The 18,162-nt window shown below is 71.1% G+C and carries 15 protein-coding genes; 7 read left to right on the forward strand and 8 right to left on the reverse strand.

Translation table 11 applies throughout. The features are described from left to right. Positions 1 to 211 precede the first annotated feature (211 nt). The 3 genes from P1P70_RS23560 to P1P70_RS23570 all read left to right on the forward strand — a co-directional run bounded on the left by P1P70_RS23560 (position 212) and on the right by P1P70_RS23570 (position 2,336). Positions 212 to 877, forward strand: a complete 666-nt coding sequence (locus P1P70_RS23560) for a DNA-binding response regulator (RefSeq protein WP_319240923.1) — start codon at positions 212 to 214, stop codon at positions 875 to 877. A gap of 186 nt (positions 878 to 1,063) precedes the next feature. Continuing rightward, positions 1,064 to 1,717 (forward strand): TetR family transcriptional regulator, encoded by a 654-nt coding sequence (locus P1P70_RS23565; protein WP_319240925.1) that lies wholly within the window; start codon positions 1,064 to 1,066, stop codon positions 1,715 to 1,717. A gap of 478 nt (positions 1,718 to 2,195) precedes the next feature. Beyond that, the gene (locus P1P70_RS23570) at positions 2,196 to 2,336 is read left to right on the forward strand and encodes a hypothetical protein (RefSeq protein WP_319240952.1); all 141 of its coding nucleotides are present in this window, start codon (positions 2,196 to 2,198) and stop codon (positions 2,334 to 2,336) included. A gap of 103 nt (positions 2,337 to 2,439) precedes the next feature. Here P1P70_RS23570 and P1P70_RS23575 read toward each other — a convergent pair whose 3' ends face one another. Beyond that, a complete protein-coding gene (locus P1P70_RS23575) occupies positions 2,440 to 3,363 on the reverse strand; it encodes a LysR family transcriptional regulator (RefSeq protein WP_319240927.1) in 924 nt (307 codons plus the stop codon). A gap of 71 nt (positions 3,364 to 3,434) precedes the next feature. Here P1P70_RS23575 and P1P70_RS23580 point away from each other — a divergent pair, with 71 nt between their 5' ends. Both P1P70_RS23580 and P1P70_RS23585 read left to right on the forward strand, forming a co-directional pair. Further along, positions 3,435 to 4,115, forward strand: coding sequence for a cyclase family protein (locus tag P1P70_RS23580; protein WP_319240929.1), 681 nt, complete (start codon positions 3,435 to 3,437; stop codon positions 4,113 to 4,115). A gap of 48 nt (positions 4,116 to 4,163) precedes the next feature. Beyond that, complete coding sequence (locus P1P70_RS23585) at positions 4,164 to 4,637, forward strand: GNAT family N-acetyltransferase (RefSeq protein WP_319240931.1); 474 nt, start codon at positions 4,164 to 4,166, stop codon at positions 4,635 to 4,637. On the opposite strand, the gene kstD is transcribed toward P1P70_RS23585, so the two are convergent. Then, the gene (gene kstD / locus P1P70_RS23590) at positions 4,634 to 6,433 is read right to left on the reverse strand and encodes a 3-oxosteroid 1-dehydrogenase (protein ID WP_319240934.1); all 1,800 of its coding nucleotides are present in this window, start codon (positions 6,431 to 6,433) and stop codon (positions 4,634 to 4,636) included. The two genes, P1P70_RS23585 and kstD, sit on opposite strands and share 4 nt — an antisense overlap. 292 nt (positions 6,434 to 6,725) lie before the next feature. On the opposite strand from kstD, the gene P1P70_RS23595 reads away from it, so the two are divergent. After that, positions 6,726 to 7,628: an alpha/beta hydrolase gene (locus P1P70_RS23595; RefSeq protein ID WP_319240936.1), complete on the forward strand. Its 903-nt coding sequence runs from the start codon at positions 6,726 to 6,728 to the stop codon at positions 7,626 to 7,628. Positions 7,629 to 7,677: 49 nt separating this feature from the next. Here the strand turns inward: P1P70_RS23595 and fxsT are convergent, their stop codons facing one another. The 5 genes from fxsT to P1P70_RS23620 form a co-directional block, all read right to left on the reverse strand. Beyond that, a complete protein-coding gene (gene fxsT, locus P1P70_RS23600) occupies positions 7,678 to 11,628 on the reverse strand; it encodes an FxSxx-COOH system tetratricopeptide repeat protein (protein WP_319240938.1) in 3,951 nt (1,316 codons plus the stop codon). Beyond that, positions 11,625 to 12,956: a TIR-like protein FxsC gene (locus tag P1P70_RS23605; RefSeq protein WP_319240940.1), complete on the reverse strand. Its 1,332-nt coding sequence runs from the start codon at positions 12,954 to 12,956 to the stop codon at positions 11,625 to 11,627. Before P1P70_RS23605 ends, fxsT begins: the two co-directional genes overlap by 4 nt. 96 nt (positions 12,957 to 13,052) lie before the next feature. Continuing rightward, entirely contained in the window at positions 13,053 to 13,847 is a 795-nt protein-coding gene (locus tag P1P70_RS23610) for an AAC(3) family N-acetyltransferase (protein ID WP_319240942.1), read from the reverse strand. After that, positions 13,840 to 16,002 (reverse strand): radical SAM/SPASM protein FxsBH, inactivated beta-hydroxylase extension form, encoded by a 2,163-nt coding sequence (gene fxsBH, locus P1P70_RS23615; protein WP_319240944.1) that lies wholly within the window; start codon positions 16,000 to 16,002, stop codon positions 13,840 to 13,842. The genes P1P70_RS23610 and fxsBH overlap by 8 nt, the downstream gene beginning before the upstream one ends. Before the next feature lie 98 nt (positions 16,003 to 16,100). Continuing rightward, complete coding sequence (locus P1P70_RS23620; RefSeq protein WP_319240946.1) at positions 16,101 to 16,280, reverse strand: hypothetical protein; 180 nt, start codon at positions 16,278 to 16,280, stop codon at positions 16,101 to 16,103. A gap of 232 nt (positions 16,281 to 16,512) precedes the next feature. Between P1P70_RS23620 and P1P70_RS23625 the strand changes: the two genes are divergently transcribed. After that, positions 16,513 to 17,427: a DUF4231 domain-containing protein gene (locus tag P1P70_RS23625; protein ID WP_319240948.1), complete on the forward strand. Its 915-nt coding sequence runs from the start codon at positions 16,513 to 16,515 to the stop codon at positions 17,425 to 17,427. 31 nt (positions 17,428 to 17,458) lie between these two features. On the opposite strand, the gene P1P70_RS23630 is transcribed toward P1P70_RS23625, so the two are convergent. After that, the gene (locus tag P1P70_RS23630) at positions 17,459 to 17,950 is read right to left on the reverse strand and encodes a hypothetical protein (protein WP_319240950.1); all 492 of its coding nucleotides are present in this window, start codon (positions 17,948 to 17,950) and stop codon (positions 17,459 to 17,461) included. Positions 17,951 to 18,162 lie beyond the last annotated feature (212 nt).

Consider the following 18,162-nt stretch of genomic DNA (forward strand, 5'->3'; position numbering starts at 1 on the left):
GATTTTTTGTCCGGTGAGGCCCGTTCTACCGAGGTTCAGGATTTTCCTGAGCGGTTCATGCGGAAGAGGGGGAAGAGTAGGACGTGGGGGGTGGGGAGGGGGAGGGAGCCGGGGCAGCGGTGGCGAATGCCTCTCCGTGAAGGTGAGCCTGCAAGGTTCGCGCGCCCCGGGCGAGCCCTTGGCACCTTCCTGCCAACGGCATACTGGGCGGATGGCACAGGTCATGGAGCTCCGCGGCGATGTCGAGTTCTGGGCTCGGATCAAGCCCTTGACGGAGTCGGACGACACGGAGTGGGTCCAGATCGCCCGCGATCTCGACACCTGGCCCGGTGCCCGTGAGGCCGCCCGCCTCCAGATGCGCCTCGGCAGGGCGCCCCTGGCGCGCAAGCTGTACAGCCCCGCCGTTCTCGCCGACGAGCGCGACCGGGACACCCTGCGGGAGATGGCCGCCCACGGCTTCCGGATCCGGATCGCCACCGCCCCTCTGCCGCAGGGCACCGTCATCATCGACCGGCGGACCATGATCCTCACCGATCCGGCGTCCTCCCGCCCGGCCGCCCGGGGGCCGCGCACCTACACGATGAGTGCCTCTCCGGCCCTGATCGGCGGCACGTACGCGCTGTTCGAAGCGGCATGGGAGAACGCGGCCGACCTGACCACCTTTCTCTACCCGGGACCGCCCCGCTTGGACGCCCGGACCTCCGAGGTCCTGCACGCCCTGGTCTCCGGCGCCACCGACGAGGTGGCCGCACGAGAACTGGGCATGTCGCTGCGCACCTACCGCCGCCGGGTGGCGGAGCTGCTCACCAGCCTCGACGCGGTATCACGCTTCCAAGCGGGCGTGCGGGCTGGGGAGTTGGGCCTGATCCGCAGATGATCCACGTCGGCGGCCGATGTGATACCTCGGGGTGGCGACGGTGAGGGTGATGGCGGTGTGGGTGATGGCGCGTGGGTGTTGGCGGTGTGGGTGATGGCGCGTGGGTGTTGGGGCAGCGGGGACTCGGGCTCGGCGTGAGAAAATGGGGCCGCTGTTCGTCCGCCCTCCGATCCTTCGAGGTTCCCCGTGACCAAGTCCGTGGCCCGCGAGCCGTTGCGTCGTAATTCGCGGTCCAACCGGGCGCGCATCCTGGCCACGGCCCGTGAGGAACTGGGGCGGAACCCCGACGTCACGCTGGAGGAGCTGGCGCGGGCCGCCGGGGTCGTCCGGCGTACCCTCTTCGGTCATTTCCCGGGGCGGGCGGCGCTGTTGGAGGCGCTCGCGGAGGAAGCCGCCGAGACGTTGCGGAACACGGTGGAGTCCGGGTCGGAGCCGGAGCCGGAGGAGTCGGCCGAGCGGGCGTTGGCGCGGTTCGTGTTCCGGATGTGGCCCGTGGGGGACCGTTACCGGATGCTGCTGGCGCTCGCCCGGCGGGACCTCGGCTCCGAACGCGTCGCCGAGGTGCTCGCGCCGGCCCGGGAGGCCGCCACCGGGATCCTGGAGCGCGGTCAGCGGGACGGTGTCTTCCACTCCCATCTGCCGCCCGCCGTGCAGAGCGCCGGCCTGGAGGCGATGCACGTCGCTCTCCTGGAGTCCGTCAACACCGGTGCGCTGGAGGACGACGGGCACCGGATCGCCACGGCCACCCTCATCGCGGCCGGTGTGGCGGAGACGCGGGCGAGCGCGGTGGTCGAGGAGGTCGCGTCGGAGATGGGCGCGACCCCGGCCGACGAGGTCTGACCCGGCGTACCGCCGACCCAGCCGGCCGGCCGGTGAGGCTTGTCGCCGCGTCGCGGGCGCGTTGTAGAAGGCCGTGATCAGGGCGCTTCTCCTGTGTGCCGTCGGTCGTGAGGTGGCGTGCCGGTCAGGCGTACGACTCGTACGGCGCGCGCGACTCGTACGGCGTGTTCGGCGCGTACGACTCCTTCCGCCTGGAGGCCGAGCCCTCGGCGGGCCCCGGGTTTCAGAAGGGCCCCGGGGGCGACCCGGTCCTCCGTACGTGGTCGACCTTCGCGGCGGCGGTGTCGGGGGCGACTCCGGCGGTGATGGGCAGCGGTGGCGGCGGTGCCGTCGTCGGTCCAGGTGCCGCGGTTGACGCAGTCGAGCAGGGTCAGCAGCTGGGGACTCGACGGCTCGGCCGAGCGGGGCGGGCGGGACGGTGGACTGGAAAACGCCCTGCCGGCGGCCGCGGGCGAGGAGCCTCGTCGGCGGCGTCATCATGGCCGCCGGAACGCTGATCGTCCTCGCGGTCCTGCCGGGCCGGCGGGGCTTCGCGAAGAAGGACACCGGGCACACCGGGCGGGAGGCCGGGACGGCGAGCGAGGCGGGCGTGCGGGAGCACGCCGGATCGACCCGCTAGGCGTATCGCTCACGAGCGTTGTCGACGCTCACTGGGCGGCGGGTTCACCGGATTGCCCATCGGGCGCCGCCGCGCCCGTCCCGATCCCACACCTCACACCCCGTCAGGGCGCAGGTGTGAGGCCCAAGTTCTCGGCCGACCGGCGGAGGGCCTCGACCACGGCCGAGGTCCGGGGCTGGGGACCGGAGGGGGAGGCGGGCCAGACGGCCGCGATGCGGCGGTGGCCCGCCACCGGGACCATGGGCAGGGCCACGGTCTCCGGTGGGGCGTCGGTGAGGGCGAGGGTGGGGACCACGGCCGCGCCGAGGCCCGCCCGGACCAGGGACAGCGTGGTCGGGAACTCCACGGCGGTGTGGGCGCGGCTCGGGGTGAAGGCGTACTGCGCGGAGATGCGCGCGAGGGCGCGGCCGCACGCCGTGCCGGGCGGAGCGGAGACCCAGGGGCGCTCGGCCAGGTCCCTCACCGAGCGGGGCGGTGGTGACCAGTCGGCCGGGGTGACCACGCGGTACTCGTCGTCGGCGACCGGCGCGGACGCCAGGTCGCGCCACTGCTCGTGCGGATCGGGGTCGTCGCCGTCGTACTCGACGACCAGCACGTCCAGCCCGCCGGTGCGCAGCTCGCGCAGGGCGTCGGGGCCCTCCGCCTCCACCACCCTCGGTTCGAGTTCCGGGTGGGTGCGGGCGAGGGCGGCGAGGGCCGGGACGAGCAGATGGCACACCGCCGAGGAGAACGCGGCGACCGTCACCGGACCCGTCGAACGCCCGGTCAGCTCGGTGAGTTCACGGCGGGCCTCCGCCAGTTCCCGCTCGATCCGCTCCGCCCGCGCCGCCAGCAACCGCCCCGCAGGGGTCAGCCCCGCCCGCCGTCGCGAGCGGTCCACCAGCGGCTGACCCACCTCCCGTTCGAGCTGCGCCAGGTGCTGCGACACGGCCGACGGCGTCAGATGCAGCACCTTCGCCGCGTCCACCACACCACCACGCAACGCCACCGCACGCAGGACGCGCAGCCGCCGGGGATCCAGTTCCATAAGCCACACTGTAGTGCCGCTTCAGTAAATCTTGCTTGTGATGAAGTGGCGCTACAGGGAAGATGCGTGGCATGAGCAACCAGTCACGGCGGATCGTCGACCTCAGCCACCCCATCCGGCACGGAATGATCACCTACCCCGGGCTCCCCGGCCCCGAGATCGGCGAGCACCTCACCCGGGAGGCGTCACGGCAGATCTACGCGCCCGGCACCGAGTTCGCCATGGGCCGTATCTCGATGGTGTCCAACACCGGCACCTACCTGGACAGCCCTCACCACCGCTTCGACGACGGCCAGGACCTCGCCGGCCTGCCGCTCGACCGGCTGATCGACCTCGACGCGGTCGTCGTGCGCGTGGAGGGTGTCGCCGACCGGGGCCGGGCCGTGGATCGGTCGGCGCTGCTGCCGTACGACGTGCACGGCCGGGCGGTGCTGATCCACACGGGCTGGGACCGGCACTGGGGCACCGACCGGTACGGCCACGGCCACCCCTACCTCACCGCCGACGCCGTGGCCTGGCTGGTCGAGCAGGGCGCCGTCCTCGTCGGGATGGACACCCTCAACATCGACGACACCGACGACGGCACCCGCCCCGCCCACACCGGTCTCCTCGCCGCGGGCATCCCCGTCGTCGAACACCTGCGGGGCCTGGAGCAACTGCCCCCGCGGGGCTTCCGTTTCCACGCCGCGCCACCGGCAGTCGAGGGCATGGGCACGTTCCCGGTACGGGCGTACGCGCTCCTCGACGCGTAGCCGAGAACCGGTCGGCGCGGGCGGTGTCCAGGGCCTTAGGCTGACGCCGTGACCGACCTCGACATCAAGCGCGTGGACGGTGCGGCCGGGGACGAGGAACTCGAAGCCTGGCGGCACGTCCACAACACGATCATCCCGGCCCACCCGCTCTCCCTCGACGACGTCCGCGAGCGCGCCGTACGCAACCACCTCGAACTCGCGTACGTAGACGGCGTCCTCGTCGGCAACTCCACCGTCCGCCCGCCCGAGGGGGACCACGCCACGGCCACGGTGATCGCGCGCGTGCTCGCCGAACACCGGCGTCGGGGGTTCGGCGAGCAGCTGTACGAGCGGGCCGTGCGGCGGGCGCGGGAACTGGGCGCCCGGGCGATCGAGACCTGCGTCCTGGCATCGAACGAGGACGGCCTGCGGTTCGCGCTCGACCACGGTTTCGTGGAGACCGAGCGCTATCTGCTGGACGGCGACACGATCCCGTGGATCGACCTGAGGCTCGACGGCACAGCCGGGCCGGGGCGCGGCTAGAGCTTCCCGGCGATGTCCAGCGCGGCCACGTACCCGAAGGTCATCGCCGGGCCGATCGTCGAGCCGGCACCCGCGTAACTGCGGCCCATCACGGCGGCGCTGGCGTTTCCGGCCGCGTAGAGGCCGGGGATCACCGTGCCGTCCGGGCGCAGGACGCGGGCGCGGGCGTCGGTGAGCAGCCCGCCCTTGGTGCCGAGGTCGCCGGGGACGATGCGCAGGGCGTAGAAGGGCGGCAACCACAGCGGCGCCAGGCAGGAGTTGGGGGCCACGGACGGGTCCGCGTAGTAGTGGTCGTACACGCTGTCGCCGCGCCCGAAGTCGGTGTCGTCGCCCTGCCGGGCAAGGGAGTTGAAGCGGTCGACCGTGGAGCGGAGGGCGGCGGCGGGTACGCCGATCGCGCCGGCCAGCGCGTCGAGCGTCCACTCCCTGTGGACGGCCTCGGCGTCGTACCACTCGTCCGGGAACGGGAAGGTCGGGGCGATGTCCTTGAACAGGTACCGGTTGCGGTAGTTCTGGTCGACGATCAGCCAGGCCGGGATGTGCGCGGCGGCCGAGGTGTCCTTCTCGTACATCGTGTGGACGACATCGCTGTACGGGCCCGCCTCGTTGACGAACCGCGCCCCGGCCCCGTTGACCAACAGCCCACCGGGCAGCGTCCGTTCGGCGAGACAGAACCATGCCTGGCCCGGGGTGTCGACGGCCGGCCCCCACCAGGCGTCGTCCATCAGCGCCACATCGGCACCGGCCCGCTGGCCGGCCCGTATCCCGTCGCCGGTGTTCTCCTTGGCCCCGACCGTCCACTTCGTCCCGACCGGCTGCTCCTGGTACCGCGCCCGCATGGCCGCGTTGTGCTCGAAACCGCCGGAGCCGACGATGACGCCGCGGCGGGCCCTGACGAGTCCGGCGGAGCCGTTCCTGCTGACGACGACACCCTTCACGGCGCCGTTCTCCACGTGCAGGTCCGTGAGCGGGGTGTCGAGCCACACCGGGACGTCGGCGCCGAGGAGTCCGGCCCGGAGCCCACCCGCCAGCGCCTGCCCCATGGTGAGCGGCTTCTGCCCGAGCAGGGCGGCCTTGGTGCCCCGGGTGAGGCACTCGGTGGCGACGGCCAGGCCCTTGGCGCTGACGGCGGTCAGCGCGAGCCACTTGTAGTCGGCGCTGAACACCACCATCCCGGCAGGCGTGGCCAGATAGGCGGGATTCAGCCGCGCCAGCTCGGCCCCCAGCAGGTTCCCGTCGAACTGGTCCGGTTCGACGGACCGCCCGTTCGGCAGCCCGCCCGGCAGCTCCGGGTAGTAGTCGCTGTACCCCTCCATCCAGCGGAACCTGAGCGGGCTGTTCGCCATGACGAACGACAGCATGGCGGGACCGTGGTCGAGGAACGCCTTCTGCCGGTCGGCGGGCACGTCGTCGCCGACCACGGCCGCGAGGTACTGCGCCGCCTTGGCCGGGGTGTCCGGCACCCCCGCCGCCTTGATCACGCTGTTGTTCGGCAGCCATATCCCGGCGCCCGAGCGCGCCGCCGACCCCCCGAACGTCGGCGCCTTCTCCACGACGACACAACTCAGCCCCTGCTTCGCCGCCGTGAGCGCGGCGGTCATCCCGGCCGCGCCGGAACCGACGACGACCACGTCGTAGGTACCGAGGAGGGGCGGAGCGGCGGCGACGGCGGTCCCCGCGAGCCCACCGCCCGCGGCGATCGCGGCCCCGGCCCCCGCGGCCGTCCCCAGCACCCGCCGCCGGCTCGGGCCCGCCTCGGCCCCCGTACGTCTCTCAGGATCCGCGCTCTTGGACATGCGGGACGCTCCAGCCTCACGAAGGGACGGGTGGCGGTGCTGATCCCCCGGCGGCAACGCGGCAACGCTCCCGTACGCCCCGGGCTGTGTGCGGAGCCTCGAATCTGACGTGAAGGCATGGTGAAGTCAAGACACGCGTCGGGCATGGTGCTTGTGGGGTGTGAGCCACACTCACGCGCGCCTCTCCCTTGGGGGGAGGGGAGCGCCGGTGCGGTTCGTTTCGTGGGGTGGGCCGCCGGGAAATGTCCCGGCAGCGTGTTCTCGGCCCCCGGGCCGAGGGAGGGGGAGCGCTGTGTATGACCTGGCACGGGCACCGACCCATGTCCGGGCGCCCGACGGGCGGTTGCTGAGGGTCGAGTGCTCGGGGGATCCCGCCGGGCGGCCCGTCTTCCTGTTCCACGGCATGCCCGGCAGCCGGGTAGGCCCCCGGCCGCGTTCGATGTTCCTCTACCAGCGGGGGACCCGGCTCATCAGCTACGACCGGCCGGGGTACGGGGGATCCGACCGCAGACCCGGCCGACGGGTCGTCGACGCCGTCGAGGACGTGACCGTCGTCGCCGACGCGCTGGGTGTGGACCGGTTCGCGGTGGTGGGCCGCTCCGGCGGCGCCCCGCACGCCCTGGCCTGCGCGGCGCTGCTGCCGCACCGGGTGACGCGGGCGGCGGCGCTGGTCACGTTGGCGCCGCAGAACGCGGAGGGGCTCGACTGGTTCGCGGGGATGGCTCCCTACAATGCCCGGGAGTTCCATTCAGTGCTCACCGACCCCCGCGGCTTCGTCGCCAATCTGATTCCACGGTCTGCGGCCATCCGGTCCGACCCCGCCCGGCTGCTCGAAGAGCTGCGCGGTGATCTCACCGACGAGGACCGGATGATCGTCTCCGACGACGGCATCCGGTCGATGCTGCTGCGCAACTACCACGAGGCGCTGCGGACCTCGCCGTACGGTTGGATCGACGACGCACTCGCGCTGACCGGGCCCTGGGGGTTCGACCCGGCGGAGACCAAGGTCCCGGTGCTCATCTGGCACGCCGGAAAGGACGTCTTCACCCCCTCCGCCCACTCGTCCTGGCTCGCCGAACGCATCCCCCGCGCGATCACCGTCCACGAGCCGGCCGCCGCCCACTTCGCCGCGATCCGTGCCCTCCCCGATGTCCTGAGCTGGCTGCTCGCGGACACCGAGTCGGCCGCGGCGTGAACGGACCACGTGTCGCACCCGCCCACGCCCCCGCGCCCTGACGCGGCGGTCACACCGTCAGTGGTTCCAGGTCCCGGTACACCCGGCGTCGCTGCCCCACGAGACGGGTGATGCCGTTGCCCTCTCCCAGCTGCCGGCCGAGGCGGCGCAGATCTGAGAGGGTCGCCTCACGGAGGCGGTGCGCCTCTTCCTCACGGCCGAGGGCGCGGAGCGTCAGCGCGGAGTTGCTGATGACGGCGAGCGTTTCGGGATGCTGGGGGCCGAGGACGTCTTTGAGGAGATCGCGAGCCGGCTCCTCCAAGACCCAGGCCTCTTCCGGACGACCCTGCTCCGCGAGCACGTTGGCGTGATTGGCGCGGGCGAAGAGGGTGTGGGGGTGGTCGTCGCCGAGGGTAGCCGACATCCGCTCCGTCACCTGCTGGAACACCGCCTCCGCCTCCTCGGCGTCCCCGCAGGCCCAGAGGTATATGCCGAGATTGTTGAGCGCGGCCTGGGTGTAGGGGTGCTTCTCGCCCGGCACCTTCACATAGTGCTCCAGCACGCTCCTGACGGTGTCCCGCGCCCGGTCGGGCTCGTCGGCGGCGTACAGGTCGGCCGCCAGGTTCAGCTCGCAGGCGAGGGAGTCGGGGATCGGGTCGGGATACTTGTCCCTGGTGTACTGGGTCCGGTACTGCGTGAGGGTCGCCCTGGTCAGCCGGTGTGCGTCCACGAACTGGCCGGCGCGCCGCAGGGACACGGCGAGCGACTTGGCACAGTTGAGCGTGCCGGGGAAGTCCTTGCCGAGGATCCGCTTGTGGGTCTCGTAGGCCTCCGACAGGACCGCCACCGAGTCGGTGTAGTGGCCGACCTCGCGCAGGTCGCGGCCCAGCCCCTGTGCCGAGAGCAGGGTGTACGGGTGGTCGGGGCGCAGGACTTCGCGGCGTCGGGCGTACGTGTCCTGGTCGATGTCGCGGGCCTCGGTGTAGTGGCCGACCATGCGCAACGCGAGCGCGAGGTTGTTGGCGGCGTTGAGCGTACGGCTGTTGGACTCTTCGAAGATCTGGCGGAACCCCTGATGGGCCTCACGGGCGAGTTTCACCGCCTCGGTGTACTCGCCCAGGGCGGCGAGGTCGCTCGCGAGGCTGGAGGTGGTGACGTAGGTGTGCGGATGGGTGGGGCCGAGAACTCGGCGCTGGCGGGCGAGCACATCTGCGTCGATCTCGCGTGCCTCCAGGTAACGGCCCTGCGAGCGCAGCACGTTGGCGAGCTGTCCGCGTAGGTACATGTACTGCAGGTCGTCCTCGCCGAGCGTCTCGTGCCAGTGCCGCACCAGTTCCTCGGCGAGTTTTCGGGCGCCGGGGAAGTCGCCCCGCTTCCACAGGTAGCGGACCCGGTCGATGAAGAGGCGGCGGGGTTCGGGTTCATGGCAGTCACGCAGCTCGGACGCGTTGAGATGCGGCCAGATGATGGCGAAGCGGGGCCATGTCTCGGCGGCGTCGATGGGTTCGTCCCCGGGGGGACGGGCCCCGGCGAGCATGGTGTGGACGACATGCCTGGCCTGCCGTTGCTCCTCCCCGGTGAGCCGGGAGCGGATCACGGCCTGCACCAGCCGGTGGACCTGGATGCTGGTGCTGGCCTGGTCGACCTTGGCGAGGGCGAAGCGGCCGATCTCCCGGACGACCCGGCCCAGCATCAGACTCTCCTGGAGGCTGGGGTCGACCTTCTTCAGCTCGTCGAGCATCTCCCGGCTGTAGAGCAGGTGCGAGGAGATCGGCTCGGGGGCCATGAAGGCGCACAGCTGGAGCAGCCGGACGGACGCGGGGGAGCGTTCCCGCAGCCGGGTGATGGAGATGTTCCAGGTCGCCGCCACCGTCTCGGGGTAGTCGGAGGCCTGGTTGAGATCCAGTACACCGGTGGTCTGCTCGTTCAGCTGGCGCAGGTACTCCTCGATGGGTGTGGCGGTCTCGGCCAGCCAGGCCCCCGCCTGCTCCACTGCCAAGGGGAGGTCGCCTACCGCCTCGGCTACCCGGTCCGCCTCCTCGGCGCTCAGCCCGGGGGCGCGCCGGGAGAGGTGTTCGACGCTGTCGTGCCGCGGGAAGACGTCGACGGGCAGCGAGGTGCCCCGCTGCTCCCATGTCTGGTTGCGCGAGGTGACGAGGATGTGCCCGCCGCTGCCCTGCGGGAAGTACGGGGCGAGTTCCTCGGGGTTGTCGGCGTTGTCGAAGACGAGGATCCAGCGTTCGGTCGGCACACCCTCGGCGAGCATCCGTACGGTTTTCTGGCTGACCTGTGTCATGTCGTCGCCGCCGAGCACACCGATCCGGGCGCCGAGTTCGGCGAGGGCGGAGGCGACACCGTCACCGTGCTCGGCGGAGATCCACCAGACCAGGTCGTAGTCGGCCATGAACCGGTGCACGTACTCCAGGGCGACCTGCGTCTTGCCGACACCGCCGAGCCCGAACAGGGTTCTGGGCTCCGTCCCCACCGCCGACGACCTGCTGCGGAGCTGTTCGCGCAGGTCGTCGAGGATCTGTCCGCGACCGGTGAAGGTGGTGTTGCGCTGCGGGGCGTTCCACACGGAGGGGGCGCTGCCCGGGAAGCGGGGCTCCACGACACCGAGGTCGTCGGGTCGCTCCGGCAGCTTCAGCGCGCCGAGCAGTGCTGTGACGCACTGGGCGGCGTCGAGCCGGTACAGGTCCACCGGCTCGTGGTCGATGTGGGCGTCGGGGAACCGGGCCTCGTCGACACGCAGCGGCACCATCGCGGTGCGTGGCATGGCCATGGCCGTGTCGGTGAGGGAGTGCCAGACCGTCCGGAAGTGCCGGGACTTCTGGAAGGCATGGGACATCAGCAGGAGGACGCGTGAGGCCGTGTCCAGGCGCTCGGGAGGGCCTGTGGCCACGTCGTGCAGGGTCACGTTGCAGCCGGTCTGCCTGAGGACGGCCTCCACCCAGTCCGCCCACATCTGGTTCTCCGCGGCGTACACCACGACGATGTCCGTCATCGGCTGCCGCCGGGTGAACGCGTCCAGACAGCGTTGCCGCACCGGCTCGGGTACGGGCGGCAGTGCGGTGACCTCCCCGTCGGAGATCACTTTTGTCAGCCGTTCGAAGGCGGACAACAGGGAGTTCGCGATGTTGCTCTTGTCCCCGACCGTCGCGAGCGTCTCCTCGTACGCGTAGAACGGGACGTACGGTATCTCCATCGCCCCCCAGTAGGCGTCCTGCTGCTCGGCGCTGAGCTTCTCGCCCTCGAGCCCTCTCGGCAGCCCCTCGAACCGCAGCCGGGCCAGGGCCCGGCCCGCGTCGACCTTCCGTTTCTCGCCCTCGTCGATGCGCATCAGTACCGGCAGCACCCTGATCCGCCGTTTGTGCTGGCCGCCCTCGACACTGCGGGCCACCGCGGCGGCGCCGTCCAGGGACTGACCACTGAGGGTGAAGCAGTCGACGAGGACGTCGGGCATCTGGATGGTGCAGATGTCCGCGCTGTCCGACAGGCCCGTACGGCTGTCGATGAGGATGTAGTCGTACGACGCCTTCATGTCCTCGCGCAGCGCGTCCAGGAACTGGCCGCCGCCCAGCCGCTCGTAGAAGTTGTCCCACTCGAACGACGACACCGCGGCCGAGTACTCCCGGTTCCGCCGTCCGGCGGAGAGGAAGTCGAGCGATCCGCCCTCGGGGAAGGACAGCCCGAGTCGCTCGGGGCTGAGGGACACGGCGTGCTGCTCGACGCGGGCGTAGTCCCGGTGCCAGGCCCCGGTTCGCGGGCTGCCGGTGGTCGCGGCCCAGCAGTACTCGGTGATCATGTCGATGACCCCGGTGGTGGACGCGAGGACGCTCTGGTCGAGGAAGGGCTGGAAGAAGCGGTCGAGGCCCGGGGCTTCCAGGTCCCAGTCGACGGCCAGGACCCGTTTGCCGTTGGCGGCCAGGATCCATGCCGCGTTGGCCAGGGCCATCGTGCGGCCCGTACCGCCCTTGTACGAGTAGAAGGTGATGATGCGTCCGTCCTGACGAGCCGTCATGCTTGTCCTCCGTGGTCGGAATCCGCATCGGGGTCGGTCGGGCTGGCAAGACTGAGCCGTGGTCGGGGAGTGACGGGGCCCGGCGGCGGATGGGCCTTCGCGTGCCTGAGGAACTGCCGGGTCGCCTGGGCCACGACCACCGGAAGTATCTCGGTGAACTGTCGCAGTGTGGGTACGCCGTTGACCGCGGCCCAGCACTTGGCGCGGCGGCCCCTCTCCAGGATCAGCGGCAGGGTGTCGTCCAGTTCCTCACGCAACCGCTCGCCCTGTTCACCGCGGCACTGGAGGTCGAGACGGTTCCAGGGGACGATCGCGCCGACCCAGGGGTGGGCGGTCGAGTCGAACATCTTGAGCCGGTGCCGCCGGTCCCGGTCGAGCAGGGCCCAGCGGTCGAGCAGGAGGATCCCCGGCTGGGACTCGGGGGACCGGCCGGCCGCGTCGGCGTCGGACTCGTCGGAGGTGAGGGCATCGGTACCGGGATCGGGGAGGTCGAAGTCGGAGACGGTGATGCGGTAGTCGAGCGACCGGATCAGTTCCTCCGCCAACTCCGACAGCGGGCGCCGGGATTCACTGTGGTACGGGTTCCACTCCGTGGCGTCCTCACCGTAGGGGACGGTGTCCCGGCCCTCCGGCACCGAACTCCGGTTGGGTGCCACCACGGTGAGATGGATCCGGCGGGGACCCTCGCCGTGCGGCCGGAACGCGCTGTGCGTCGACTCGTAGGGCCGGGGCCGGCTCGACGGCAGCGGGGTGTTCTCGGCGACCTGCACGATCCGTTGGGCGAGACCGAACACGATCTCCTCGTACTCGTCCCGCAACCGCTTGAGCTTGATCAGCCCGTAGATTCCGTACGAGGAGTAGCGCTCGCCGTACTTGGAGCGCTCGACCTGGATCTGCCGGACGGATTCGGGGAGGCCTTCGAGGTCCATGCTCGTCCACAGGACCGGGACTATGGCCGGGATGTCACCGAGGCCCGCGTTGCGGGCCTCACGGATGCGCTCGTCGAAGGCGAACCACTCACGGCCGCAATTGTCACTGGAGAAATAGCGGGGGGAGTACAGCGGGACGAACACCCGGCAGTGCGCGAGGTTCTCGCTGAGCCGGTCGGGCCAGCCCTCACCGGACCGCATCTCCCGGTCCAGGAATCCGGCGGGCGTGCCCCGTGGGTGGGCGGTGAGGGCGAGGACGGTCTCGCAGAGATCCCTGTAGAGCGTGTGCACCCACATGTCGGGATCACCGCTGTCGGGCCCCGAGGGCGGCGTGTGCGCGTAACTGAGAAAGAAGTACGGACGATTGTCCGGAGCCCGCCCCCACGCAGCTGTGCCCACACGCCCCCGCCTTTCGATGCCTCGTGCCCCCGCCTAGGCGCTCTCCAGCTGGAACCAACAATGTGCCCGATCAACACCTCCGGCAGATGGCTCGTTTCACGTCAATTCAGCGCGATATCCGGACATCAGGTGCCGGGCCGTGTCGACAGCATCGCGCATCCCGAACAGAAACGTCTGTTTTCCCGCGAACTGCCTTTCCGTGACCAGGCCGTGCGGTAGAAGAGCACCGATCGCCGCGAAGTCGCCGTCGTCGAGGGAGAGGTCCTCGTACTCCGTCCAGTTGCCCTTGTCCTCCACCACGCAGCGGTACGTCCGGACGGGGGGCGGCGGGCTCATCCGGTACTCGGCGAGATGGAAGGCGGTGCACACTCCGAAGCCGACCCGGAGCAGCAGGACCTGGGCGTCGGCCTCGTAGAGCGTGGCCATGGGGGACCGCTCGCCGAGGTGGCAGTGCGGGTCGTGGCCGGAGAGCAGTGCCTCCGCCCGGCGCCCGAGGGCGGCGAAGGAGGTCTGCGGGTGGGCGCTGCGCACCGCACCGGGGGTGGTCCGCACGCACTCGGCGAGCGCGCCCATGGTCGGGCAGGGGGTGGCGTTCGGCTCGAAGGGGAGCATCGACGTGCGGAACTCGGCCTTCTCCCGCTCGGTCATGCCCTCCGTGAACGCCTGGTACTCGCGGGAGGTGTCGGAGTTCTCCGGGGTGAAGGCGGGGACGACGAGTGTGCCGTCGGGGCCCAGGGCTCTCAGCAGCGCGTCGCGTACGGCGACGGGGGCGAGGCCGGTGCCGCTGAGCGAGGCGTGCACCATCAGGACGCCTCCGGGGCGGACGCCCCACTCGGCCAGTTCGTCGTGGAGACGGGCCGTGACGCCCTGCGGTCGACTGGCGTCACCCATGCAGCGTCACCCATTCTCTTCGTAGTTCCTCTGCCAAGTGAACTCCACTCTCGGTGAGTTGGGCATCCGGCAGAGCGCCGAGCCGGTCCAGGGTGTGCCGGGCGTGGAGCAGCTCCTCGGCGCGGGCGGCCCGGTCGGTCGACGCGGTGGCCCGGCCGATGGCCTCGCTCGCCTCGTCGAGGAGCCGTCCGGCGCCGGTGCCGGGCACGTTCAGGTCCGCGACCTGACGCAGGGCGGCGAGCCTGGACCGCCGTAGCAGCAGCGGCAGTTCGCGGGCCAGCTCCTCGGGCTCGAAGTCGACGGCCACCCCCAGGGCGCCCGGTGTGTCCGTTCCCGGCAGCAGGCCGGCACCGGCCGCGAGGGGGGTGATGGTGGTGCAGAGGGAGGTGTCCGGGGCGGGCCGAGGGCTCGGCTCGTGGGCTTCCGGCACGTCGTACACGGCGTGCAGGCGTTTGGCGAAGAGCGCCAGGTCGCTGGGGTTCAGCGGGGCCGCCACCGGCGCCGGGTAGCAGTCGCGGTAGGGGTCGGCGTCGTCGATGAGGAGCGACGACGGTCCGCCGGTGAGCTCCATCGACTTCAACGGGCGCCATTCGACGCGCAGTTCGCCGTCGTCCGCGTCCGTTCCGGTCACCTGGAGGCCGTCCGCCGTGATCGCGCACTCGACCCGCCCGGGCGCCGAGAGGCGCAGGGTCCCGAGGGTCGGGAGGTACAGGTCCCGGCTCGGCTGCCACCAGGTGAGGGTGGCTTCCCGCTCCGCGAGTACGGCGGCCGCCACGGCGGTCGCCGTCAGCCGGGGGAGGTCGGCCCGGCCCTCCAGGGCGCGCAGCAGCACGGTACGCAGATACGGGTGGGCGAGAACGGTGTCGAGGTGGGGTGCGGTCCCGGCGTCGGAGTCCAGCTCGACCAGGAGGTCCCAGGTCGCGTCCCAGTCGGGGTGACCGGACAGCTCGGTGTTCACCCGGGCCAACAGGGTCCGGTTCAGCTCCAGTTGGGCCAGCCCGAGATGGTCGGGGTCCGTGACCGCCGGGTGCAGCGCGCGCTCGGTGATCCGCTCCGCGATGCCCTCGACCAGGCCCCGCAGGTCGGCGCAGAACACGGAGGGGTTGTCGAAGCCCCGCTCGCCGCTGTACCGGTGGGCGTAGAGGCCGCCGCCGCAGGACTCCACGACCGGGCAGCGACGGCACGTCTCGCTGACTCCCGCGATGCCCAGCTGCCGGGCCCGGACGCCGGGGTGCTCGGCGAACTCCGCGAAGCCGTGCCGGAAGACGTCGTAGCCGGTGGCGGGTGCGCCCTCGTACGCGGTCTTGAGGGAGTCGGCCTGCTCGAAGGTGCCGTCGGTCTCGATCACCGCCAGGTCGGACGGGGCGAGCCCCAGCGCCTCGGTCAGGCTGGGGCCGCCGCGCAAGGTGCTGAGCACCGAGTCGAACGTCCTGACCGGCATGGGGCGCCCCTGCTCCTCCCAGCGGTCGAAGATCTTCAGCAGCCAGTCGGCGTAGGGCGTAGCCGGTCCGCCGGGGTCATGACCCGGCGGAGGGGTGTCCCAGGTGGAGTGCGGCAGCAGGTAGTCGATGCGGGGCGGTTCGAGCAGGGTCAGCGCGTCGTGTACGGCGACCGGGTCGTTGGCGATGTCCACGGTGCACAGGAGCCCCTGGTACAGGTGCCGGTGCTCCGGGAGGCGGAGCAGGTCGATGGCCCGCAGGACCCGGTCGTAACTGCTGCGGCCCCGACGGTCGAGCCGGTGACGGTCGTTGGCGACACGGTCCCCGTCGAGGGAGATGCCGACCTTCACCTCGAATTCGTCGAAGATCCGCAGATGATCTCTGTTGAGCCGCACGGCGTTGGTGTGGATGCGCAGATCGAGTGCGGTGATCGGGGCGAGTGCGCGGGTGAGTTCCGCGCAGATTCGTCTGAGCCTGGTCGGGCCCACGAGGAGGGGTTCTCCCCCGTGCAGAATGACCGTGACGGATTCCAGTTTCCTGGCCACCACATACTCGGTGAGACGGCGGACGACCTGGTCGAGGGTTTCCTCGGAGATGACGACCGGCCGTGAGCGCCACGACTGGTCGGACGCCTCATACACGTAACAGTGGTCGCATGCCAGGTCGCACCGGCTGTGGATCTTGAGTACCAGTTGCTGGATCGCGGGGTCCCTCACCTCGGCAGTGTAAGCCCTCCGGCGACCCGGTCGCGGACATGACGGCGGGGCCCAACCTCCTTGATCAACAAGGGGGTTGAAGCCCCGGTCGGCCTACGTCAGATGCTGGAGCTGAACCCCTGCTTCGTGAGGTGCAGCCCCCGAGCGTCCGTCACCCGGCCGGTGGAGCGCTGGGTGCGGGGCTCGTGCACGGCGACCTTCGTGAGCGGGGCCAGCGTCGTGCGGGCCGACCGGGCGGTCTTCGATCCACGCGTCGTCTTCGTGAGGGAAAGGTTCATCTCGTCGCTCCAGTTCGAAAAAAGGGACGCTGCCATCGGTCCCTTGCTGACGAGGTCCTTTTGGTCGAGGCTCGGACATGAGGGTGGACGACAGAGTGCAGACTTTCGCGTTTCTATCATGCGCCGACGGGGGTTCGTGCGCGATATGACGAGGTGGCGATCTGGTGCATATTGCAGATTGACGAGAGCATGACCTTTTCTGTCGGCTTCCCGGTATCCGTACGAGGTCTGCATGGCTGCGACGCCCGGCCCCAGCACCACGGTGAGTGATCGAGATCTGTGCCCGCTGTTCCAGGTGTGCGACGAGAAGGCGGTGACCCATCAGGGTGAATCCTTCAAGGTCGTCCGTATGCAGCTGGTCGTCCTGCTGCTCGCGACCGCGACCGCCTCTCTGGCGGAGCGGGTCGGGAGCCGGGTGCCCTCTGGCGTCGCGGCCGTGCTGTACGCCCTGACGATAGGGATCGGCTTCTACGTGTCCCGTCGCCGGGCGCGGGCGCAGTGGCAGGCGCACCGGGCGGCAGCTGAAGTGGTCAAGTCGCTGGCCTGGCAGTTCATGGTGCACGGCGGGCCGTTCCACTCACGGCTCGTCAACCCCGAGGCGCTGTTCGCCGAACGGCTGGAGGAACGGCTCAGCGAGCTGCGCAAGGTGGGGTGGGAGGACCCGCGCGCGACCTTCACCGAGCGCGGACTCGGGCAGATCACGCCGATGATGCGTGCGGTGCGCGCCAAGGCGTTCGCCACCCGGCGCGACATCTACCTGCGGGACCGGGTCCTGGAACAGCTGGCCTGGTACCGCGGCAAGGCCGGGCAGGCGCACCAGGCGTCCGTGCGCTGGTCGGGCGTCACCACCATGCTGACCGCGCTGGCCCTGGCCACCGCCGTGGCGCGGGCCACCGGGGTGATCGGCAGCCGCTGGGACCCCACCGGTGTCCTCAGCGCCGCCGCCGCGGCCGGTGTCGCCTGGCAGGAGGTGCGACGGCACCGCCCCCTCACGTACGCCCACAAACTGGTGGAACAGGACCTGGACACGCACCGCGTCGCCATGAGCACCACCGTCACCGAGGACGGGTGGGCCGACGCGGTCGCGGAGGCGGAGCGGCTGGTGTCGCCGCAGCACACGGACTGGCTGGTGCGGTTCGGGTCCTGACGGGGTCGCGGGCGCCCCGCGCGGGGAGGGGTCAGGCGCGGCGTACGCCCGGGCTCCACAGGACCGTCACCGGGACGCCCGTGCGGCGGGCGTAGTCGACGATGTCGGCCGTGCCGCCCAGCCCGCGGGCGGGGGCGCCGTCCCAGACGGCGATCATGCGGTCGGTGTGGTCGACGATGTAGCGGCCGGCCGCGTAGTACGCCTCCTCGTGGGTGCGTTCGTACGGCAGCTGCTCGCGTTCGGCGCAGCATTTGAGGAGGCGGCGGTAGGCGCCGCGGACCTCGTCGTCGCCGAGGTGGGTCTCGTAGTCCATGCCCGGGATGACGGCGGTCAGTTGGAGGCCGCTCTCGAGGGCGATCTCCGCGAAGAGCTGGTCGGCGCCGGCGGCGAGGCTGCTGAGGGCCCGGGTGGTGGAGGGGCGGCCGCGCAACTCCGCCCGGATGCCCGAGCGGACGGCGGACAGGGCGGCTTCGGGGATCTCCCGGTGTCCGGTGATACCGATCCGGGTCACGGGCCCTGGCATCCGTGTGCTCACCTCCGTGGCCGTGTTCCTCCAAGTAACCCTAGCGGCGCGGGACTTCGACGAGAACGACACGTACGGGCGTTCGGTGGGGCGTCACGGGCTCACGGGGGCGACCGCCGGGTGACGGTCGTGGTGCCGAACGCCCTCGTGTGCTCCGGGTGCTGCCGCTCGTGGGGCATGTTCGGAGAAGCGTTCGTAGGGGGGAGGGGGAG

The sequence above is a fragment of the Streptomyces sp. MB09-02B genome (genome assembly GCF_033794485.1).
Lineage (GTDB): Bacteria > Actinomycetota > Actinomycetes > Streptomycetales > Streptomycetaceae > Streptomyces.